General features: G+C 44.1%; 19 protein-coding genes. 8 read left to right on the forward strand and 11 right to left on the reverse strand.

All coding sequences use genetic code 11. The annotated features are described in order from the left end of the window. The first annotated feature begins 93 nt into the window (after window positions 1–93). Window positions 94–3,117 (forward strand): HD domain-containing phosphohydrolase, encoded by a 3,024-nt coding sequence (locus AB6D06_RS10975; protein WP_372110205.1) that lies wholly within the window; start codon window positions 94–96, stop codon window positions 3,115–3,117. Window positions 3,118–3,159: 42 nt separating this feature from the next. Here AB6D06_RS10975 and AB6D06_RS10980 read toward each other — a convergent pair whose 3' ends face one another. Continuing rightward, window positions 3,160–4,185, reverse strand: a complete 1,026-nt coding sequence (locus AB6D06_RS10980; RefSeq protein WP_017059531.1) for a DMT family transporter — start codon at window positions 4,183–4,185, stop codon at window positions 3,160–3,162. A 91-nt stretch (window positions 4,186–4,276) separates the two neighbouring features. Between AB6D06_RS10980 and AB6D06_RS10985 the strand changes: the two genes are divergently transcribed. Both AB6D06_RS10985 and AB6D06_RS10990 read left to right on the forward strand, forming a co-directional pair. After that, window positions 4,277–5,224 (forward strand): LysR substrate-binding domain-containing protein, encoded by a 948-nt coding sequence (locus AB6D06_RS10985; protein WP_372110206.1) that lies wholly within the window; start codon window positions 4,277–4,279, stop codon window positions 5,222–5,224. Between the two features lie 36 nt (window positions 5,225–5,260). Continuing rightward, window positions 5,261–5,581, forward strand: a complete 321-nt coding sequence (locus AB6D06_RS10990; RefSeq protein ID WP_004730185.1) for a heavy metal-binding domain-containing protein — start codon at window positions 5,261–5,263, stop codon at window positions 5,579–5,581. 201 nt (window positions 5,582–5,782) lie between these two features. Here the strand turns inward: AB6D06_RS10990 and AB6D06_RS10995 are convergent, their stop codons facing one another. Together AB6D06_RS10995 and AB6D06_RS11000 are read right to left on the reverse strand one after the other, a co-directional pair. Then, on the reverse strand, window positions 5,783–7,048 hold the full coding sequence (locus AB6D06_RS10995) for a peptidoglycan DD-metalloendopeptidase family protein (RefSeq protein WP_372110207.1): 1,266 nt from the start codon (window positions 7,046–7,048) through the stop codon (window positions 5,783–5,785). Window positions 7,049–7,209: 161 nt separating this feature from the next. After that, window positions 7,210–8,049 carry a tetratricopeptide repeat protein gene (locus AB6D06_RS11000; RefSeq protein WP_017067625.1) on the reverse strand — a complete coding sequence of 280 codons (840 nt, stop codon included), beginning with the start codon at window positions 8,047–8,049 and terminating at the stop codon, window positions 7,210–7,212. 276 nt (window positions 8,050–8,325) lie between these two features. Here AB6D06_RS11000 and AB6D06_RS11005 point away from each other — a divergent pair, with 276 nt between their 5' ends. Beyond that, window positions 8,326–8,841: a cytochrome b gene (locus AB6D06_RS11005; RefSeq protein ID WP_082151303.1), complete on the forward strand. Its 516-nt coding sequence runs from the start codon at window positions 8,326–8,328 to the stop codon at window positions 8,839–8,841. A 77-nt stretch (window positions 8,842–8,918) separates the two neighbouring features. Here the strand turns inward: AB6D06_RS11005 and AB6D06_RS11010 are convergent, their stop codons facing one another. The 5 genes from AB6D06_RS11010 to AB6D06_RS11030 all read right to left on the reverse strand — a co-directional run bounded on the left by AB6D06_RS11010 (window position 8,919) and on the right by AB6D06_RS11030 (window position 14,260). After that, window positions 8,919–9,353 carry a hypothetical protein gene (locus AB6D06_RS11010; RefSeq protein ID WP_017064806.1) on the reverse strand — a complete coding sequence of 145 codons (435 nt, stop codon included), beginning with the start codon at window positions 9,351–9,353 and terminating at the stop codon, window positions 8,919–8,921. 116 nt (window positions 9,354–9,469) lie between these two features. After that, window positions 9,470–9,736 (reverse strand): hypothetical protein, encoded by a 267-nt coding sequence (locus AB6D06_RS11015; RefSeq protein WP_017059525.1) that lies wholly within the window; start codon window positions 9,734–9,736, stop codon window positions 9,470–9,472. Window positions 9,737–9,971: 235 nt separating this feature from the next. Next, window positions 9,972–11,756: an ABC transporter ATP-binding protein gene (locus AB6D06_RS11020; protein ID WP_372100090.1), complete on the reverse strand. Its 1,785-nt coding sequence runs from the start codon at window positions 11,754–11,756 to the stop codon at window positions 9,972–9,974. After that, window positions 11,750–13,513: an ABC transporter ATP-binding protein gene (locus AB6D06_RS11025; protein WP_102332038.1), complete on the reverse strand. Its 1,764-nt coding sequence runs from the start codon at window positions 13,511–13,513 to the stop codon at window positions 11,750–11,752. Before AB6D06_RS11025 ends, AB6D06_RS11020 begins: the two co-directional genes overlap by 7 nt. A 228-nt stretch (window positions 13,514–13,741) precedes the next feature. Beyond that, window positions 13,742–14,260, reverse strand: a complete 519-nt coding sequence (locus tag AB6D06_RS11030) for an NUDIX hydrolase (RefSeq protein WP_017059522.1) — start codon at window positions 14,258–14,260, stop codon at window positions 13,742–13,744. A 302-nt stretch (window positions 14,261–14,562) separates the two neighbouring features. Between AB6D06_RS11030 and AB6D06_RS11035 the strand changes: the two genes are divergently transcribed. Beyond that, a complete protein-coding gene (locus tag AB6D06_RS11035; protein WP_017059521.1) occupies window positions 14,563–14,823 on the forward strand; it encodes a DUF333 domain-containing protein in 261 nt (86 codons plus the stop codon). Window positions 14,824–14,977: 154 nt separating this feature from the next. Here the strand turns inward: AB6D06_RS11035 and AB6D06_RS11040 are convergent, their stop codons facing one another. Next, entirely contained in the window at window positions 14,978–15,856 is an 879-nt protein-coding gene (locus AB6D06_RS11040) for a YdcF family protein (protein ID WP_102428804.1), read from the reverse strand. Between the two features lie 356 nt (window positions 15,857–16,212). Between AB6D06_RS11040 and AB6D06_RS11045 the strand changes: the two genes are divergently transcribed. The 3 genes from AB6D06_RS11045 (at window position 16,213) to AB6D06_RS11055 (ending at window position 20,460) form a co-directional block, all read left to right on the forward strand. Continuing rightward, the gene (locus AB6D06_RS11045; protein ID WP_017059518.1) at window positions 16,213–17,583 is read left to right on the forward strand and encodes an L-serine ammonia-lyase; all 1,371 of its coding nucleotides are present in this window, start codon (window positions 16,213–16,215) and stop codon (window positions 17,581–17,583) included. Between the two features lie 415 nt (window positions 17,584–17,998). Beyond that, complete coding sequence (locus tag AB6D06_RS11050; protein ID WP_372110208.1) at window positions 17,999–19,477, forward strand: peptide MFS transporter; 1,479 nt, start codon at window positions 17,999–18,001, stop codon at window positions 19,475–19,477. A 200-nt stretch (window positions 19,478–19,677) separates the two neighbouring features. Continuing rightward, window positions 19,678–20,460 (forward strand): siderophore-interacting protein, encoded by a 783-nt coding sequence (locus AB6D06_RS11055; protein ID WP_102332033.1) that lies wholly within the window; start codon window positions 19,678–19,680, stop codon window positions 20,458–20,460. Between the two features lie 134 nt (window positions 20,461–20,594). Here AB6D06_RS11055 and AB6D06_RS11060 read toward each other — a convergent pair whose 3' ends face one another. Both AB6D06_RS11060 and phnR read right to left on the reverse strand, forming a co-directional pair. Further along, window positions 20,595–21,497 (reverse strand): multidrug transporter, encoded by a 903-nt coding sequence (locus tag AB6D06_RS11060; protein ID WP_102397929.1) that lies wholly within the window; start codon window positions 21,495–21,497, stop codon window positions 20,595–20,597. 136 nt (window positions 21,498–21,633) lie between these two features. Further along, window positions 21,634–22,338 carry a phosphonate utilization transcriptional regulator PhnR gene (phnR, locus tag AB6D06_RS11065; protein WP_029235340.1) on the reverse strand — a complete coding sequence of 235 codons (705 nt, stop codon included), beginning with the start codon at window positions 22,336–22,338 and terminating at the stop codon, window positions 21,634–21,636. Between the last annotated feature and the right edge of the window lie 28 nt (window positions 22,339–22,366).

The raw sequence follows: 22,366 nt of genomic DNA on the forward strand, positions 1-22,366 counted from the left end.
AGTCGAACCGCACACACTCGGTAATTGCGCCAATTTTTTGCAACCTACCCAAGTTCGTCAATACTTAAACCAGCCTACAAACTGGAGTGTTAGATGAGAAGAAGACGATATCCGCTGAGTATCCACATCACTAGCCTTTTCCTAATTTTGACAACACTTGTCGGTGCGGTATTGATTTCGATTAGTTATCGGCACTCCCAAGAGCTGCTGCTAGGCACAGTGCGCGAGATCAGTAATGAGCACCGCGACAAACTGGAATCAGTATTTAAACAAGCCATTGCCCCTGTTATCACAACCTTAAATGTGATGGCGGTGAGCCCGTTTGTTGCTCATCAAGCTTCCGCTGTCGAAAAAGACTCTTGGCTTGCTTCGGTCGATATCATCTTCAAGCAAAACACCAATTTGGTCGCTCTATTTTATGGTTCTGAAGATGGTGACTTCAGAATCTTTCGTCCATTAAGCACCAATAAACAGAGAGCCGAAAACAGCGCGCCCGCTAAAGCGACCATGATGGTCAGCAGCACCAATCTAGACGGTGAAAACTTTATTACCTATCTTGATGGCGCACATCAAGTGATCAGTACTCGACAAGCAGAGAGTAAGTTCAACCCCACCACTCGTCCTTGGTTTCGTAACGCAAAGCCTGATGGCTCAATACAACTCTCTGAACCCTATCTGTTCTATTTCCTGCAAACCAATGGTATTACGCTCTCTAGGCGTTCTGCCGATGGCAAGCATGTGGTTGGTGCCGACTTTACGTTGAGTTCCCTCTCTTCTCAGATCAGTGAATTAGCTTATTCTCCGCAAACCCGACTCGCCTTGTTCGATCAACATTTTAATCTTCTCGGTCAGCATCAACTTGAGCTATCAGTACCCAAGCCTGACTCCCAATCTGATGACACAAGTAAAACTGAGCAAACGAACAACCAAACGACGGGGAATCTCTCTGGCAGTGAGCAAGACCAAAGCTTCTTTAATGTGCCCAAACGTGAACAGATGGAAGCATTGAAAGCGTCCGTTATTGCGCCGCTTATCTCTGATGAAGAGAAGTTTAACCTCAATCTAAAAAACGTTGAGTACAACTTAAACACTTGGGCACTAACGCTAACGCCGGTTCAACTGACTCAAAATGTCACCTTATACTTGGCAGAAGCGACGCCACACAATGAGCTGCTCGCTGATCTTATCTCGATGCGAGACAAGCAAGTTGCGGTCGCGATTGGGATGTTGTTCATCTGCTTCGCTATCGTATGGTTTGTTGCTAATCGACTGTCTCAGCCGCTCAATACGCTGATGCAACTCACCGACAACATCGCTCGGTTCGACTTCAGGCGTACTCATTATCCCAAAAGCATGATTCAAGAAGTGGCTAACCTCGCCCACTCGATTGAGCTAATGGAACACACGCTTCATGATCTGATTACCCTACTTCGAGACACCGCCGGGAATCAGGAGTTTTCGATCTTAGCCAAGAACATTGCTCATCAAAGCTATTTAATTACCAAAGCAGAAACTATTGTCCTTTTCACTCAATCCAAAGAGAAAGACGTGTTTGATACGGCAGCTAACCTTGCCATTCTCCCTTTTAAAGCCGACATCAATGACTTCATCAAACACACGCCTTGGTTGCTGTGTCAGCTTAAGTCTGGTGAGACGATCCATTTGAACCGAAAAGACAATGTTCTCAACTATTACCAAGATTCGATCTTCAATTCAGACCTGTACCTATTTCCACTATTAAACCGAGAGAAACTGTTGGTAGGGATTGTGGCAATTGGCTATGAGAGACCAATTACCAAGATGCAGGCAGACAAGCACGCCTTTTTAAGAGAGTTGCTCAGCTTTGCGGAAATAGCGAAAGACAACATCGACCAAATGCAGCAACAAAAAGACATGCTTAATGCCTTTATTGAGCTGATTGCATCGGCGATTGATACCAAGTCACCTTATACGGGCGGGCATTGCCAACGAGTGCCTGAGCTCACCAAATGGCTAACTCAAGCAACCATAGATGATGACCGCTATTACCCGCAATTCTCATTGGACAGTAAACAGTGGGAAGAGTTGATGCTCGCCGCTTGGCTTCATGACTGCGGCAAGGTGACCACGCCTGAATATGTGGTAGATAAGGCAACAAAACTGGAAACCATTTACGACCGAATCCACGAAGTGCGAATGCGTTTTGAGTTGTTGAAACAGCAAGCGGAAACCGATTACTGGAAAGCGATGGCGAACGGTGCACTACAAGAAGAACAACTCAAAATACTCGAACAAAGCCTGTCTGAACTGGATGAGGAGTTTGCCTTCGTTGCTGAGTGTAATCTTGGCGGCGAATCTATGACGGAAGAGCAGCTAGAACGCTTAGATCAAATAGCCAAACGCCAATGGAAACGTACACTGGATGATCAATTGGGTTTGTCTTGGTCTGAAAAAGAGAGATTTAACACCCAAAAAGAGTCGGTTGAGAAAGAGAGAACTGAGCCAACAAGTCAGGAAAAGGGTTTGCCTGTCATGGAGCCTCTGCTTGCAGACAAACCGGAGCATAAAATACCTTGGGACAATGGCTTTAACCCTGGCGATGTATGGCAAGAAGCGTTTGTACTTAAGCCCGGAGAAGTTAAATACAACCAAGGTGAACTGCACAATTTGAAAGTACGCCGTGGTACGCTAAACGATGAAGAACGTTTCATGATCAACGATCATATTATCCAAACCTTCACCATGCTCAACAAGTTGCCTTACCCGCCTTACCTTCAAAACATTCCGGATATCGCCAGCGGACACCACGAACGTATCGACGGTAAGGGATACCCAAGAGGCTTAAACGAAGACCAGTTACCTCTGCCGTCCAGAGCAATGGCAATTGCTGATGTCTTTGAAGCGCTCACCTCTAGTGATCGCCCTTATAAGAAAGGTAAACTCTTAAGCGAATCACTCAACATCATGACCGACATGGCCACCAGCGGTCATATCGATCCCAAGTTGTATTTACTGTTTTTGGAAAACAAAATCTACGATAAATATGCTGAGCGATTCCTAGAAACAAACCAACGCTGCGAGATTGACCCGCACGAACACATCGACCGAGTAAAAGAGTACATACGCTCATTGTTCTAAGTTTTAAGCTAACCATTCAGAGGATAAGCCATAGCTCAATGGTTAGCTTTTAGCTGCCGAGTCCAATACCGCAACGTCCACTACAGTCGCTACAGCCACTGTGGTGTGCGGTTTTTGTTTGGCTTTCGCCTTGCTGTGTCTTTTTGCCAGCAATGTATTGGTGATGCTCGCCACGACAATCAGGTTAATGCCAATCATCTGCTGTGTAGAAAACACATCATCAAAGAACAAGCCCTGCCAAAGCGCGCTAAACAGCATGTTAGTAAAAATCAGAGGTGCCAACTGGGAGCCACTGTCTGCAAGCTTATACGCCTTGGAACGGAAGATTTGGGTATTGATGGTAAACAGTGCAAGACCAAGTGATCCGAGAACAATCCAGCGTAAATCGTCAAAAGACAGCAACGCCGACAAGGTTCCTTTCTCTGCACTTTCAAGTACATCAGGCACCGCAGAAACAGAAGTAAACACCACCATTGGTATCACAATAATTGCCGCAACTAAAAAGGTCCACGCGTTAAGCTCTGCCGGAGTCAGGCTGGTTTTAGACGCTCGGTACAAACTCACTTGCGAGCCAGAATTAAATACCCCCGCGAGAAGCCCAAGCAGAAGCGCAGGTCTAAAGAACTCCGAACCCAACTCAAACTGCGACCAATCCCCCGCCATCATCACTACGCCAACAAAGGTGACAGCTAAACACACTATCGTCGTTGTATGAATCTTGGTTCTAAATATTAACTTTTCTAACAATGGAATAAACAGAGGCCCCGTACTGAACAACACAACCCCTTCAACAAGCGTTAAGGTTTGCAGTGAAGTAAGGAAACACCACTGACACGCCACCATAAAGATCGCCCGCATCACCAAAGGTTTCCACATTTCTCGTGTCGGCTTGCTGATTTTGTAAAAAGTCAGAAAAAGAAATAAAAACAGACTGGGTAACAAAAAACGCACAAAACTGAGCAACGAAGTGGGCATCACTTCAGATAGATACTTGGCCATTAAGCCGCTTAAAGACAAACTGAACGTCGACAACAACATGAAAGTCGTCGCCTTGGTAATATCAGACATAATTATCACCTCCTATGACATCTATTTTAGAGGCGTGACGTAATGAAAAATAGCGAGTAATATTAACGATAACTGTAAGGAAAACTTACCAATGAAAAAACTCGTTCCGCTTAAAGCCGTTTACGCTTTCATTGCTGTCGCTGAGACTGGCAGCATGACCGACGCCGCTCGGGTGCTGTACGTCAGTCACTCTGCGGTAAGCCAAGCGATAAAGTCGTTAGAACAACTGGTCAACAAGCCTTTGTTTCAACGAGTCGGTCGTCGTGTTGTTCTTAATGCCGCAGGTAAGCGATATTACCGCAAAGTCGCGCCCGCACTTGAGCAAGTGATAGAGGCGACCGAAGAGCTTGCCAGAACGCCTAACGACCACCGCATTACCCTCAACATGGTCAATTCGCTCGCGATGCACTGGTGGATCCCACGAGTTCCCGACTTCCAAGCTTTCGCTCCCTCACTTGATATCCGTATTTCGACGCTAACTGGCCCTTTCGATATTGAACAGGAAGGGGTCGATGTTGCGCTCGTACATGGCAAGCCCAATGAGTGGGAGCAATATTACAGCGAGAAACTGGGCGACGATGATCTGGTCTTGGTGTGCAGCCCTACTCTATTAAAAAACCAGACCGGATTGAGCGTCGAGCAACTCGTCAAACAAAACCCGACCATTGGCGTTTTTAACCTCAGGCGGCAACACGACTGGCAAGTGTGGTGCGACAATTACCAAATTCCACTGCCCACATTCCATAGCAATCTGACGTTCGATGTCTCCATTCAAGCGGTGCAAGCTTCAATTCGTTCGTTAGGCGTACTAGTAACGCATCGCTTGTTTGTGAAAGATGATATCAGCCATGGGATGCTTGTCGAATTGGGTAAACCGGTTGCTAACCCGCACCAAGATTTTTACTTTGTTTGCCCAAAAAACAAATTAAAACAAGAAAGTGTGCTAAAACTGAGAACATGGTTAAGACATGAATTCACACGCTCAGAGACAGCACTGAACGATGACATTCAAGAGCAAGACCAAACTATCAATCAATAAGCGAGTGACAGCTCAGCGGGCTTACAAGAGGCCATTATGATTATTACCACCACACAATCAGTCGAAGGCAAGCGCATTGTCGATTACAAAGGGGTTATTGCCGGAGAAGCCATTCTAGGGGTGAACGTTTTCAAAGATATGTTTTCAGGAATTCGTGACTTTGTGGGTGGACGTTCTGGCACCTACGAGAAAGAATTAGAAAAAGCACGCAACTACGCATTCAAAGAGTTGGAGCAAAAAGCGATTGAAGCGGGTGCCAACGCGGTGGTAGGTGTCGATATAGATTATGAAGTATTAGGGACGGGTAATGGCATGTTGATGGTATCAGCGAGCGGCACGGCGGTTGTCGTCGCTTAATCGCCTAGTCGCTCAATCGCTTGGTCACTTAGTCACTTAGTCACTTAGTCACTTAAGATCTCAACACATGAGCACTTGGGCACATAAGATGTTGAGCACTTAATCTATTAAGCTATTGAGCAATCAGGCAGCCTAATGAAAACTCGTTCCAACCCTTTGATGACTAGCCACCAAAGGGTTAGAACAGTTATAAGCTGATACTTAGCTTGATGTTACTCGTGCAACCTTTTGCCCGGAGAGCATGTCATCAAACGAGGCAACTCTCGCCAAGAATGCACCTTTATTTTCAGGTAAGATAGAACTTGCTAAAGGTAAGTTCGCTTTCATCGAATCCACCGCTCTTCCACGCACCAGCACTTCAAAATGCAAATGCGGCCCGGTTACGCGACCAGTCGTGCCAGACAACGCAATTTTCTGCCCACGCTTAACCTGTTGCCCCTTCTTAACCAAGAATCGGCTCAAGTGCAGATAGCGAGTTTTGTAAACGCTGTTATGCTCAATCACTATGTATTTCCCCGCATACGGGTGGTTACGAATAGCAATAACTCGACCATCACCGGTTGAATAAACTGGCGACCCTACGGGTGTTGCGAAGTCAGTACCATTATGCGGAGATATACGTCCGGTCACTGGGTGCTTACGGTATGGGTTAAATGGCGAAGTAATTCTTCGGAATTGTTTGTCTATTGGGTAGCGATTGAACGCTTGCTCAAGGCTGTTACCCTCTCTGTCGTAGAAGCGTCCATCTGAAGCAAGAAACGCGGCCACTTCCTTACCTCGTAACCTAATCGATATGCCCTGGATCTCTGTTTTTCCTGTTAGATGGTCGCCTGTGTATTGCTCATTGACCAACACATTAAACTCATCGCCCGCTCTTAACTGCTTTGAGAAGTTAATCTTGTCTCTTAACGTTCGAGTAATATTGGCTATCTGGGCGGTTGTTAATCCCGCTTTGTATGCTGACGTTGAAAAACTGCCATGAACAGTGCCTTTATAGAGCTTTTCTTTCCATTCGCTAGGCATTTCATGGAATTGGTAATTAAAGCTACCATCATCGTTTCGAGTAAAGGCTGCTTGCTCAACCAGACTTTCGTGAAAGACCAACTCTACGAGCTGTTTGGACTCACCATCGACAAGCAGCTCTAAGTGGTCACCAGGTTTTATCGTATCGAGTTTCAAAGATTCAAGATCCGCTTCCATGATCTTATGAACCGTTTCATAAGGCAGATTCCATGACTCGAATATGTTACTGAGGGTATCGCCAACTTTCACAAAATAATGGACCTTAACCAAAGAGTTGGGAGTCGCTTGCGAGTCGATGACTTCCTTATCATTAGGTTGAGAACCTTGGTAAGGTGTTATTTTGATAGAGATTTCTGGTGCTGGTTTGGAGTGAAAAGAGAGCAAAGCAGCAAGGGAAAATGCGCTGATCGCAGTAACGATCAGACCAATACGGAGGAACTTCATAAAATACTTAGCGGTTATAACGAGGAACTTAGAAAGTGTTATAACATAACAATTAAATCAAAAAAATAAATGAAATGTAAGAAACCATAGCGCGATAGGTGTGAAAGTATGGTGAGCATGCAAAGCCCACCACCTTAGTTAACACGGATCTTTACCTCATATTACTCTTCACGAAGTACTTCGAAGCGTTCTAAGCCTCGCAGCATCTCAAAGTCCGGCTCTTCAGTTAGCAGCTCTCTCATGGACCCACTGGCTTCAATAGCGCGCTCTAAGTCATCGATAGCTTGACCTTCTGCCCCTAATCGAGCATAGGCGCAAGCACGTTGATACAAGGCATGAGCATTTTGGTCATCGACTTCTAATACACGGTTACAAAGACTCATTGCCCAGTGGTATTCCTGTATATCCATAGCAGCGTCAGCTTTGGCAGTAAGTGCTTCTAAATCTCCAGGACGAACCTTCAGTATTTCATCGTAGATTTCAATTTTTTGCTCTGCCGTTTGTGCGTTCTGTGCTCTCAACCATAGGTTATGAATCTCATTGATAATTTCAATTTCGCGGTTGTTGTCGGAAATGATTCTGGTCTTGCGCTTAAGATCCCGTTCAAGAACATTAAACTTCTTCTCATAGTCTTGAGCGATAGAATTAAGTCGCTTATCAGCCATGTCTTGAGTTGTGTGTTTAAGCTCTTTGATGGATTGCCAACCCACCAGCGCGATAAGAGAGGCCACACCAGCAATAATGTAGAAGAAGTAGGTTACGGTTACATTGGCGTAATTCAGAGACTTGTCTGCCACAGTCAGTTCCCGGTCAGTCATCTGAATGGTCAAGCGTCTTTCAAGATCCTGCTGTTCCATTCGAAGCTGCTTCAACTCATCCAAGATATAGCGTTCCATCAGCGGTCTATCCAAATACTCTTGTTCCGAGTACTTAACATCTTCGCTTGCAAAACTCATCGTGCTGAACACCGAGATAACTGCAACCAATAAGATTCGAAGCATTATACATTCCTTATATGTTTATATTTAGACTAACTGTATCTCGTAATAGGCATACAAGCTAGGAAGTCGACAAGTTTGCTATGTCCATATTGGAATTAACACTCTAAAACATCATTGATAATTATAAAACACCTGAAGCAACATCATTAATTTCTAAATTATAAAAATACCGCGTAATACTGTTCTATATGATTAATTCGCGATGCGAATATACCGAAAAATGGTTTATTGCATCGAGATGAATCTTATATTAATAACGATCAGAACGAGGTTAATTTGAATAATCCACGATACGATTTAGTAAGCCGTGTACTGCACTGGGTAATGGCTTCTGTAATCATCTATGCAACGATCGCAGGGTATGTGATGCACTATGTCACCAGTCATCCAGAGCTGTTTTCTTTTCTGTCAGTGCTCAACATGTCATTGGCGACCGTTGCGACGCCACTGCTTGTGGTTCGTTATATCTGGAGCCACTTTCGCTCGTCGCCAAGCATGCCAACCTCTGTGCCTGAAGGGCAAAAATGCGTTGCCAAGCTTGCACACTCTTTGATGTATCTTGTGATGTTTATGGTTTTCAGCACCGGCTACTTAATGCTAAAAGAACCGTACTCTTTATTTTGGTTAGTGAGCGTAAATAATCTAATTACCGACTCTGCAATCAACGGCTTCTTTTTCTATTTACATCGTGCCAGTTGTATTGCCCTAGCCTGTTTAATTGTGCTGCATATCAGTGCCGCACTTAAACACCACTTTGTCTCTAGGAACTATGTATTGAAGATGATGCTCTAGATTCAGAGAATTCAACACGGTTTGCACAAACAAAAAAGCCATAGCATGTTCGCTATGGCTTTCTTATTTCAATTTGATTACTTGGTTTGAGTATCAATCATCACTTGCCAGTATTCACATTTAGCCAAGAACTCTTTTAAATAAAGCTCTGGGTTAGCAAGTTTCTCACCGCCTTTAACATCAGCACCAGTCACACGCCAAAAGCCACGAGTGACCAAGTTTCGATGATAAATAAAATCGTTGAGTTCATTAGCCTTCAAAGGAAGTTGTTCACCAAACGTATTTTCGTAGCGGCTCAGAGTCGAGGCTTGTTCACTTGGCTTCTCCCTTAAAAAGGTATCCAAATCCAAACCTAATGACTGTTGCTGCTCTTTTGATAGGGCTTTAGCTAATTTAGAGATCACACTGAACAGAGCCAACTCAACTTTTTGAGACGCTAATAACGATGCACCTAAAAGTGCATGTTCGTTGGAAATATGTTGTTCTGTTGATGAAACGGTTGCTGTTGTCACTGTGTTAACCTCAAATAATCATAACGGGTGTTACTGAACTGGATAGAGTCTTTTCACTAAGCTGAATCTTATTCTTGTTATTAAGAAGAATCTTGCAGCTAAGCAGAGCCTTTCGACTAAGCAGAATCTTTTAGCAGAACACGGTCAGCATCAATAATGGTGAAGCCTGATGCATCTTCATTCTTTTCGACTTGCACTAAACCTTTAAAACCAATCTGCGACAGCTTCTTCGCAAGTTGATCTGGTGCTGTTTCAAAAACAACATTCATAAAAGGTAAAGACTCAGCATCAACAAAACCATGCTCGTTAAACAGTTCCATTGCTTGAGATAAATGGTCTGAGTCGGTTAATTCGATAATTTCTACAACTTCTTCCAACAACATTTTCGATTCCATATTCGCCAGAAAGTGACTGACACAAGCCGGTTCTTTTTGCTTGCATACATCCCGATGCCCTAAGACACCCCTTTAGTAGTAGGGAGATCATAACATATTAATAATCGTAAAATATGTTTTATTTTCCCTAAGCTACTGGGAATACTAGAAAAGAATAGAAATTGGTGAAACATAAGCAACACCAATTCATAGTATCGATAACGGTAAACCTGATTTGAGGTGATCAGGCAACCGTTACTTGAGAATCGCCCGTTTCTACAATCGATTCTTGTAACAAGCCAGCATAAATACCATTGTGTGCCACCAGCTGTTGATGATTACCTTGCTCAACAATTTCACCCTTTTCCAACACCAAAATCGTATCTGAGTGACGAACGGTACTCAAACGGTGTGCAATCGCAATCACGGTTTTTTCCTTGAAAAGGCGCTGCATTGCTTTTTGAATCAGGTCTTCAGTGATTGAATCTACCGAACTGGTCGCCTCATCAAGCATCATCAATTGACCACCCTGTGCAACCGCTCGAGCGAACGAGATAAGCTGCGTTTGCCCTACAGACAAGTTAGAGCCGTTCTTTTCCAAGTGGAAGTCATAACCTTGTGGCAATTGTTCAATAAACTTATCGGCATAAACATAGCGCGCCGCCTGTTCAACCTCAGTTCTAGATAGATGCGTTTTGCCCAGCGCGATATTGAATTGGATGGTCTCTTCAAATAAGTGCACGTCTTGCATCATCATTGAGAACAAATGAGCAGAGTCTTCACTTGAGATCTGTGACAGCTCTATTCCATTCAACAAAATGCTGCCTTCATAGTCTTGGTAGGCTTTAGAGATCAGACGCAGAATCGTCGACTTGCCCGAGCCCGTCGAACCCACAAGCGCGATTTGATGCCCTTTCTCCAATACAAACGAGACATTCTTTAGAACGTAGGGAGAGTCGTCTTTGTAGCGGAAGCTTACGTTCTTAAACTCTAGGCTCACAAACTGTTCAAGCTGCTTCTCAACCTTGTTAGATGACAACAGGTTGCGCCCTTCTTCTTCAGTCGGCTCAACAAACAGCTCTTCAATATGGTCAAACGCTGCAAATGAACTCTGAATCGAAGCGATCTGCGAAGTAAAGTCACGAATCGGAACAAACACTTTCTCTAAGGTGTTGATGAACGCAATCAGCACACCCAAGGTGAGCGCCCCTTCTAACACTTGCTCAGAGCCATACCAGATCATAATCGCGATAGTGATGGAGGTGATGCCAGAGATAAACGAGAACAAAATCGCATCGTATTTATTGATCTTCTTCTGCGCTCTTAAAAACTCATCGGTATAGCCTTGGTAGCGTTGCTCGACTTGCTCTTCCGCTCGGTACATCTGAACGGTTTTCATGCCAAATAAGACTTCTTGTAAAAAGCCAATACCGCGAGCGAGAGAAGAACGAGTCACCTTATAGAGAGCACGAAGTCGGTTTCTCACATACACCGTCAAATACATCACTGGCGGCATAATGATCAATACAATCATCGTTAACTGCCAATCAATGAAGAACATCATCACCAACAGAGCAATGGTATTGATGCTGTCTTTAACTAGCCCGACAACCGACTGAACAAACGTCTCGCCGATGGTTTCCAAATCACTGGTTAATCGTGAAAGCGTTACGCCAATCGGTGTGTTATCAAAATAGCTGCGTGGCAGTTTGAGCACGCGAGCAAACAACACTGAGCGCATGTCAGTTATCGTGTATTGCCCAGTTTTACGAAGGTTGTACGAATAGGTGGTATCCACCACATAACTCGCCACCAGCACGGCAACGAGATAGAAGACGTATTCGAGCAGACCATCCATATCCCCATGACTCAGGTGAACATCGATCACTTGAATGATCAGCCAAGGGAACAACAAGCTCGTGATGACAGAAAGAGGAAGCATAGCGATGCCCAGAATCGCAGAGCCTTTGTATTTCTTAGCAAACTTAAAAAAGTGCTTGAGGTATTTGAGATCAACACCTTTTAACATGCTGCTGCCTCCGTTTCATTCTGCTGTAGTTGCCATGTATCGTAATAGTAATCACAGGTTTTCAATAACGTGGCGTGGTCGCCCTTCGCGATCACTTTACCTTCGTTCAACACGATGACTTCATCCATATATTCAAGGGCATTAACGCGGTGTGAAACCACAAGAACCGATTGATTTTCCAAACGTTTAAACAAACCTTCCAAGATCTTACGTTCTGTTTCATAGTCGACAGCCGATAGAACGTTATCCATGATGATCAGGTCGGTGGGTTGCAATAAAGCACGCGCAATACTTAAGCGCTGCTTCTGACCACCTGACAACATGATCCCTTTCTCACCGACTAAGGTTTGATCGCCGTGTTCAAAACGTGTCACATCACTAGCCAACTGGCTGAGCTCTAGCACTTCATCAACCTGACTCTTTGCCAAATCGGTATCTAGGCTACCAAAGCGGATATTGTCTTCGACGGTTGCTGAAAACAGGTAAGGGTCTTGAGTCACGGTTTTCACGTAACGGCGTAAGTCACTGCGTGAGAAGCTAGTGACATCTCTTTCACCAAGGAAAACAGAACCTTGTGGTACATCCAAGTGGTGGTTTAAGCAGTTCACTAATGTCGTTTTACCCGCTCCGATCCCGCCTAACACACCCACTTTCTTACCTGTTGGAATATCAAAGCTGATGTCATCGAGAATCACGCGTTCTTCACCTGAATAGCTGAAGCTGAGGTTGCGAACAGAAAACGTTTTTCCCTTCAGTGATTCAACATCTAGTTCAGTCAGCTTATCTTCATCAAGCTCCGGGACTTTGGCATTAAGAATGGTTTGTGCACTTTGAATACCTACCATGCCACGCTGATAAATGGTCGCGATTCTGCCAAGTTGCATCAATGGCATAGCGAGCAAAACCGAGTAAGTCAGAAAGGCGGTAATCTCACCAAGTGTGAGTTCCTGTCTCATTAACATGTAGCCACCAAGCCCAAGAATGATGATTTTCATCAGGTCATTGGCGTAGTCGAGTACCGGCATAAAGAAGACTTGAATGCGTGTAATTTTAAGGCGGCATTCAAGCAATAACTGGTTCAGCTTTTCAGTTTCGGCTTTCACCCAAGGTGACATCTGCTGGCTCTTAATGAGATCAATCCCAGACAGGTAACTCATTAGCTGAGCAGACAGGTTTTGTAGACGCTTCATGTGCTCTAAATGCAGTATTTTCATACGCTTGAAGCCCACACGGAAAATCACAAAAGCGATTGAGATAGGAATGATCGAATAAAGCGTTAATTCTGGTGAGATACGCCACATGTAAAGAGGCGTCAACGACAACGCAAGCAAGGCATTGAAGAACTGCAAGAAGCCGACACCAAACAGCAGTCGAATGCCACTAAGGTCATTGTTGATAATCGAGATCAGTCGACCCGAAGCAAAGCGTTCGTGAAAGCTGCTCGGTAAGCGATTCAACTTTTGTAGAAGTGTACTTTTAAGTGCGGCCTCTGTAATTCGCCCCGGATTAAGCGCATAGATACGAGACAGAATTCTCACCACCACCATGGCAACCGACATCCCGACCACAATCCAAACATAGGTTTGAAGCTGTTGGTGGCCAGTTGAAGAGGCATCATCAATCAAATCTATCGCCAATTGGATATAGCGAGGGATCTCTACTTGTAACCAGTTGACGAGAAAGATGAACACAATCGCCAATAAGTACGAGGTGCGATTCATGCGCAGATAATGGGCAATAAACTGTCTTTTATTCATAGTATTCTTTGTTTAGGGCAGGCTCACAGCGAGATTTAACGATATAACCGGGCAGTTAAGCTAGATAGGTTCATCGCTGAGGTAAAGATACATCAAAAACACTTAGTTGACAATATCAACCATATTCAATAATTAGTTTCGGGTATTAAGTTTTAGCATTGCTAGAAACAACTTTGCCGCCAAAAGTGGCGGCAAATAAATAGCTTAGCAGGCTAGTATTGATAACGGCTAAAGCATCTCTTTGGCAATCAAATGCAGCAAAAAGGTTTCACGTTCAATACTCATGCCCTTCTTAGGGCTCTCTGCCATGGTCTTTTCGTTATGAGCGATCGCTTCATGGATATTCATCCACACCGGTTTCATCCCATTTTTCACTTCATAATCTTCGTAAGCCGTTTCACCAAGCTCACGATCGATCTTGCATGAGTAGCAGTAAGAAATCATGTGCATCATGTCTGCATCATCTTTGTACCAAGGACGAAACTCTTCAAAAATGCCGAACGGCTTGATGCTATGGATATTCTTCGCGCCAGTCTCTTCTTCGAGTTCACGAACCATACCTGCGATCACATCTTCCCCTTCATCCAAACCACCACCAGGAATGGTGTAGTCGTGATAACGCTCTGTATACAGCATCAGAATGTCTTCACCATCTAACACAATGGCACGGGCAGCGTTGCGCTTATAGACCGTTTTATTGTCTAGATGGTCGATATCAGGATGGATGGTTGTTTTTAGGTGTCTCATGATTCTGACTGCTCTACTGAATTTGGCGGCATCATATCATAATCATCAATAGATTCGAGGTTCACAACCGCTAACCAGAACGGATCGGACGGAGATATTCCTACGGTAACTTGAATCCACTTAGCTTGATCTAACACTCAAAAAGTCGTTAAACATGAAGAAATATCAACCTATTTCAATATCTTGACCAAATTAGGACAACCTTTTCTGAAATCTAAAATATACTAATTTCATAGAGCTTCTCATTTGGTTCTGTAGAACTTAACGCATTCGATTATAGAGTTATCACGTAGGAGATAGACATGAAGAAAATTGGTTTGATGGCTGTATGTGCCGTTGTATTAGGCGGTTGTGCAAACGACTATGCAGAATATAGCGAGGGCCAACGTGTTTCAGTCGCTAACCCAGCAGCGGTTTATTGTGTTCAACAGGACGGTGAATTAGACACGGTTACTGAAAACAATCAGCGTACAACTTACTGTGTATTCGATGACGGCGAGCGCATTGAACAGTGGGAGTACTACCGCAATAACCATGAGCAAGATTCAGAAAACCAAAGTTAATCACTGTAAAAAAACACATGAGCCTTTTGGCCAATGTGACGGGCGGTGATTACGTTCGCGTGAGCAGAAGAAGGCACAAAGCTTCGAGCTTACTGTCTGATTGCCTTTGCGAGTTTAAAGGCCGTTATTGGCATCACGAGAAAGAAATAATCACCTATCGCCACCAGCGATGTGTGAGATCCGATTCCGGGTCTAAATAACGGTTCAATAAAGTCAGGTTAGTATCTAGCAGTGCTAGATATTCCCTGACTTTTTTTATGTCAGTATCGACAGGAGTTTGCTGGATACAGCGCTCCAATATTGGGAGTAAACTGTCCACAATTTCAAAGTGAGATGAACGCCCAACGAGTTCCTTTGCGGCTATCAGTGCTTCCAAGGACAACCTTTCAGGCTCACGCCTTACGGACTCCAAGTCTCTCTCAAATGCGCCCGCAGAGACACCTTCAAGATAGACTCGGTAGGTCGTCAGTACATCCATCAATAGAAACAATTGCCCTTGAGTACTTTGATGAGGATATGGCACCGCAACATGAGCCTCTAGCTGACGATCTATTTGCAGCTCTACCCCAAGTGCAGAACACTTCTCGACTAGAACCTTAAGCAAACCTTGCTCGTCCATCAACATCTGGATGTCAAAAATACGTTGCAAGTGATAGTCATTAGAAATGAATGTTACCCGTACACTCTGCCCACGAGTAAACAATCCACTGTCAATCATTTCCGAAGCTAGGTTTTGAATATTCTCTACTGTATTTGTCGAAAGCTGTTCTAGTAAAACTGCACTCAGCATAAACGGAACTTCACATTGACTTTCCAGATTTCGAAAATACGCGTGCATTGCATCAGCTTCGGAGATTGTCTGGCCCTTTGTCACTCCACCACAAAATGCAACCGCAGTTTGCTGATTCGACTCTTCTACCAAAAGCTCAGCAAGATATTCAACCAGAGCATCAACTCGACTGATTCCTTCATCAGTCAATTTATTCTCATTAAGTCGCTTACCCAGCACAATAAGGAGGTGATTAATGCTCATTTTATGTTCAAGTCTCGTTTTGGGGATTAGATGGAGTGAATTATGTATACAATACTTGTTAACAAAAGTATTTTGAAATTCTTATATGTTGCTCGCAATAATGCTCACTATTGATAGCGACATCTTAGGTAATACAAGAATAAACGTGTCGCTTTACAGCAAACATAGCACGCTCTTGTATTTCATCGCTCTATGCTTGTTAGCACTAGTCGATAAAAGAGCCCTTTCAATCAATGAATACGCTCTATCGCATAACTGTTTCACCCACAGAACAGGTTCACTCAAAGAAGTGCAACTAACCAAATACAAATTTTACACAGAGTTCGTCCATCGAACCGTCTTCACAGGAAGTTACTATGCTGTCTATTTTTGATATCTACAAAATTGGGGTTGGACCATCCAGCTCCCACACAAATGGACCAATGATCGCTGGGTTTAACTTTACCCAAAAAATTGATGCTCAGCTTAAGCAAGTGAAGCGTATTCAAATCGACTTATACGGCTCGTTATCATTGACGGGTATTGGTCACCACACAGACAGAGCGACCTTGTTAGGTTTGCTAGGTAACCGCCCCGACACCATTAAAATCACCAGTGCTAACCAAGCAATGCGTAAGGCGATTGAAGATAAATCTCTATTGGTTAGCGGTAACCATGAAATTTATTTCGATGTAGAAAGCGATCTGCTCTTCCACAAGACCAACCTTCCGCTGCATGAAAATGGTATGACTATCTCTGCCTTTAACGAAAGCGGCAGCCTTCTGGATATGGAAACCTACTACTCGATTGGTGGTGGCTTTATCGCAACCGCTGATGAGCTACAAAACGGCAAACAGGAAGCAGAAACTCAAGTTGAGTTCCCTTTCTCTTCTGCTGATCAGTTGCTTGAACTATCCGAACAACAAGGACTGAGCCTTGGTGGCTTAATTCTACGTAACGAAGTTTCATTCCAAGGTATGGATGTGATTGACCAGAAAGCCGACCAAATTTGGAAGGTGATGTCTCTGTGTATGCAGCGTGGCTTTGACACGGAAGGCATCCTTGATGGCGGCCTAGAAGTCACTCGTCGAGCACCTGCTCTGCTTAAAAAGCTTGAAGCGAATGCCTCGATTGAAAACGATCCAATGGAGATCATGGATTGGATTAACCTATTTGCCTTTGCCGTGAGTGAAGAGAATGCAGCGGGCGGTCAGGTCGTGACATCACCTACTAATGGTGCGGCTGGCGTTATTCCTGCGGTTTTGATGTACTACCATCGTTTCATCAAAGAGCTAGACACTAAGCAGCTTAAAGACTTCTTGGCAGTCTCTGGCGCAATCGGCATCTTATACAAAACCAACGCTTCGATTTCTGGCGCAGAGGTAGGTTGTCAGGGTGAAGTCGGCGTTTCTTCATCAATGGCCGCAGCAGGCCTAACTGCCCTACGTGGTGGTAGCAACGAACAGATTTGTATTGCAGCTGAGATCGCGATGGAGCACTCTCTCGGCATGACATGCGACCCAATCGGCGGACTAGTACAGGTACCATGTATCGAACGTAACGCAATGGGTGCAATGAAAGCGATCAATGCATCGCGCATGGCATTGAAACGTACCAGCAAGTGTCTTATCTCGTTAGACAAGGTTATCGAGACCATGTATCAAACAGGTAAAGACATGAACAAGAAGTACCGTGAAACTTCTCTAGGCGGCCTAGCCGTGATCCACATGGCACCACCTTGTGAATAAAAGACAGGAACACGAGTGGAGAAAGCCTCTATAGAGACAGCATTCTTGTAAACTTAGTTTTCAATATCTCAACAAAGCCAGCCACCAAGCTGGCTTTTTTATTGGCTAAAGCCCAACAGCTAATTGAAAGTGATACTCACTCAAAATAACTTACAGAATGACTACCTCTAACTTTCCCTTTATTAGTTCATTACTTAGCCACAAATGATGATGGCTAAATTTCATACCGCCATGCATCCACTTGCAAAATCTAACGTTGCAAATCTCATTCATGAGAAATATGAATGCACTCATAAGAAAAGATATATCGAGTATAGTTCTGTTTGGGATAGATGTTTCAGTTTATGTATTACTACTAATGATATTATAATCGGGTAATTACACTACATATTAATACAAACGTGAGAATAAAATAATGTGGAATAGATTAAACAAATCAATGATGTTCTGCCAAATGATGTTCGGACTTTCGTTCTATGGCGTCATGGTGATCTTGACTCGTTTCTTCCTTGAAGATCTGAACTACAATGAAGCCGACACCATGATGGTTGTTGGTGCTTTCTCTGCAATCGGACCGCTATTTGCTATCGCAGGTGGCTTTATCGCCGACAAGTTTTTAGGCGCTTACCGATCTTTAACCATTGCCTTCCTAGGGTTCGCAAGTGGTTACGTTCTACTGGTACTTGGTGCAGCAGCAACCAATGTTCCGATGGCATTATGTGGTATTGCGTTAGCAAGTTATGCACGTGGTTTGATGTCCCCTTCTTACCCAAGTCTTTACAAACGCACGTTCAAAACTCAAGAAGATTTTGAGAACTGCTACCCAATCAACTACTCAGTAAACAATATTGGTGCTCTGTTAGGCCAATACCTGTTCCCAATGCTAGTACTTGTTGTTGGTTTCCACGGTGGTTTCCTTCTTTCAGCGGTTCTAGCCGGTGCTGCGCTTCTGATGATGACCTTTGTTCGCAAAGGCCTTGTTGAAGCAAGTGCTGAAATCGACCAAAAACCAGTAAGCACTAAAAACTGGGCAGCGTTCCTTGGTCTTTCTGCCGCTATGATTGGCTTGGTATTCTTCATGTTCTCGAACATGGATATTGGCCAAAACATCGTATACGCAATTGGCGGTGCAGCAATCGTCTACTTTGTTTCTTTGATGTTGAAATCGAAGAAATCAGACATGCTGAAAATGGGCACTATTTTAATCATCACATTCCTGACGACATGTTTCTTCGTGTACTACGGTCAGATGATGACTTCGATGACAATGGTAGCGATCAACACAATGCGTGGCGATCTATTTGGTTTTATCCCTGTTGCACCTGAAGCTTCAATGGCAATGAACCCACTATGGTGTATGGTTGCTGGTCCTATCATCGCGGGTATCTTCTCTAGCCTAGAAAAGAAAAACATTAACTTCTCAACTGCAACCAAAGTCGGTTTCTCTTTCATCCTTACGGCTATCGCTTTCGGTATCCTTACGATGGCAGTAACGACAGTTGGTGACGATGTTCTGATCCGCCCAGAAGTCTTCCTAGCGATTCACTTCTTCCTAGCATTCGGTGAAGTGATTGTAGGTTCAATGGTTGTAGCCTTCATCCTGTCTGTTGCACCTAAGCACATTGAAAACTTCTCAGTAAGCTTGTTCTCTGTTGCTATCGCACTATCAGGCATTGTTGGCGCGGTATTCTCAACGTCTATTGCACTAGAGAAAGGTCAAGAGATCACACAAGAGATCGTGCAAACGGTTTACGGTGATTACTTCCAAATGCTGACTGTTCTTGCCGTCGTGATGGTAGGTATCGCAATGGCAGCATCGTTCATTATTCGTAAGATGCTAGAAGCTGCGAAAGCCGCTGAAGAAACGATTGAACTAGAGCAAGCAAACAGCTAATTCTGTTCCCTGAGTCAAACCAATCCTAAGAGCCCTTTAGTTTTCTAAAGGGCTCTTTTTTGTAGGATCCGTTTCTCAATAGGATCTGTCGTATAAGTTAGGTAGTACATGTGTAAATAAAAGTAAATGATAACTATTAGTATTGAGTGTTTTTTAGTTCAGGATTATGATGTGGAAATCCAAATCTAAGAGAGCCTTATATGAGCAAGCCTAGCCCTATCACATTAACCGTTACTCAAACCTCAACAATTACTCCAAACATGCAGCGCATAACGCTTAGCGGTGAGGGATTAAGTAAATACCCAACAGAATGTGCCGGCGGCTACATCAAGCTTTTATTCTCGCCACTTGGCACGACTGATTTAAGCCAGCTAAACGAAGGTGAGCGCCCAACCATGCGTACCTACACCATTCGTCAGTACAATCCTGTAGAGCAGTGGATTGAAGTCGATTTCGTTCGTCACATCACTAAAGATTTGCAGTGTGGCTTTGCTGCAAGGTGGGCAATGAACGCGAAAGTGGGTGACACTATTTCAGTGGCTGGTCCTGGTTTAATTCAGGGGCTTAACCTAGAGTCAGACTGGTTCTTCTTAGTTGCAGACATGACGTCCCTACCTGCGCTTTCTGCAAAAGTAAAAACGCTCCCAGAAACAGCAACGGGGCACGCTATCATTCAGATCAACTCAGCAGCAGATAAGCAGGTACTTGAGACTCCTCAAGGTATCAAAGTAACCTGGTTGATTGAAGATGAAACCTCAGAGTCACTTTCACAAACCGTGCGCAACACAGAATGGTTAGAAGGTCAGGTTTCAATATGGACAGCGTGTGAATTTGAAAGCATGCGTGAGCTAAGACAATACTTCCGCAACGAAAAAGAAGTCGCGAAAGAGAACATCTACATCAGCAGCTACTGGAAACGTGGTGTCACTGAAGATGGCCACAAAGTGTTGAAACAGCAAGATGCTCAAGATTTAGCGGGGTAAGTCTTTTACTACCTACAGCTTCTTACTAGATAAAGAGAAAACGCCCTTAACGAAGTTTGTTTCGCTAAGGGCGTTTTTTCATTTAACTTAATAGAGATACCTATTCACAAATCCCCAATCACTCAGGCGATCTTTTAAGTCAATGAGATAACTAAGCCAGCAATAATTAGAGATACGCCTACACCGCGAGTCGCGTGCCACTTTTCCTTTAAAAAGTAGATCCCCATCACTACGCCGAAAATGATACTCACTTGCCTAAGAGCAACAACCAAGCTGACATTTTCAGTCATGGTCATCGCAAACAGCACTAAGCCATAGGTCGAAGCCATCATAATGCCTGCAAGCGTGGCTTTCTTTCGCAGTATCCAAGCATTAGTAAACTCGATTCTTTGGTTGGTTACGAATAACCAAACACTCAACGGAATCACAATTGCCCAGAACTGGATACCTAGGTAGAAAATCGCGGTGTGCTTGTTAGTTATAACTGGTGTGCTCAAAGGATCGAGTAACAGAAGCGCTTCTTTATCAATGATGGAATAGCCCGTGGTACCAATGGCCGCGATTAACGCCCACAGTACGCCAAGGTTGAGATACGCTTTTAACCTAAGATCTGAAAACTTCTTAAGTGGTACAAACAAACAACCCAAGGTAATCAAGGTGAAGCCAAACCATTGATTAGGTGACAGCTCATAGCCTATCAACACCGTGCCTAAACCCACCATCAACACGGGCAGCGCTCGTGCCATCGGGTAAATCACCCCAATATCGGCCTGTTTATATGCAGCACCTAGCCCAATTAGATAAACAATTTGGCAAATCCCACTCAACAAAACCAATTGCCAAAATGGAAATGAGATGTTTGAAAATCCAACGTTATCAACATACCAAATTAGGTAAGGAGTCAAGATCGCGGCAGCGGCAAAGCCAGAAGCAAGGAAAAAAGACGACCCCGAACCTTGATTAGATTTACCTAGAACATTCCAACCCGCATGAAGCAGAGCCGAAATTATCACGATGACGATGGCAGAGAATTCCATTTCATTCCTAAATTATAGATGAATTAGCACAACGGCTGACAACAGGTGATAAAAAGGCCTCCGAATAAGAGACCTTTGAACTTTTCAATTGGGCAATCCTGCATAATTGCAGATATGCTAACGTTCTAACGTATGACTAGCGCTCTAGCTGCGCGATTGACTCAATACTGATCGCGTCATGACGCCAATACTCAATATCACAGTCAATCAGATCGCCGTTTTGATTGTAGTTAACACGCTCAACAACCATTGCAGGTGAGCCAGAAGTCGCACGCAGGGCTTGCGCTGTCTCGCCAAGTAAAGACGTTGTGCTCACTCGGTAACGGATCTTCTGATACACCACACCAAAGTGTTCGCGGTAGATGTCCGTCAACGATTTAGACAAGTCATAATCAAGCAAGTTAGGGAACAACTCTGGTCGAATGTAGTTGGTCACATACACAACCGGCCTATCTTCAAGATAACGAACTCTGTCTACTCGATAAACGTCCGAGAAAGGTTGTAACTCAAGAAGCCGAGTCGCCTCCTTGGTTGCTAACATTCCTTTCGCCGCCACCAACTCAGTTTTCGGCTGTCGATTCTGCGATAGAGCCATATTGGTGAAGTTCAGCGTTTGTGTTGGATCGTAACGAAGCGGCTCGGGAGAGATAAACCAACCACGTCGGTCTTCTCGATAAATGCGCCCTTCCGCTTCAAGTGAAGACAAGGCTTCGCGTAAGGTAACTCGAGTCGTATCAAACGATTCAGCCAGCTTACGTTCCGCAGGCAGCTTCTGTCGTGGTGTTAACATCCCCGACTCTATCTGCTCTACGATGACATCTTTGATTTTTACGTACTGCACTTCATTTCCTTTCATTCTTGTTCTTGTC

Origin of the sequence: Vibrio sp. 10N.239.311.G01 (assembly GCF_041465805.1) — a bacterium.
GTDB classification, from domain to species: Bacteria; Pseudomonadota; Gammaproteobacteria; order Enterobacterales; family Vibrionaceae; genus Vibrio; species Vibrio crassostreae_C.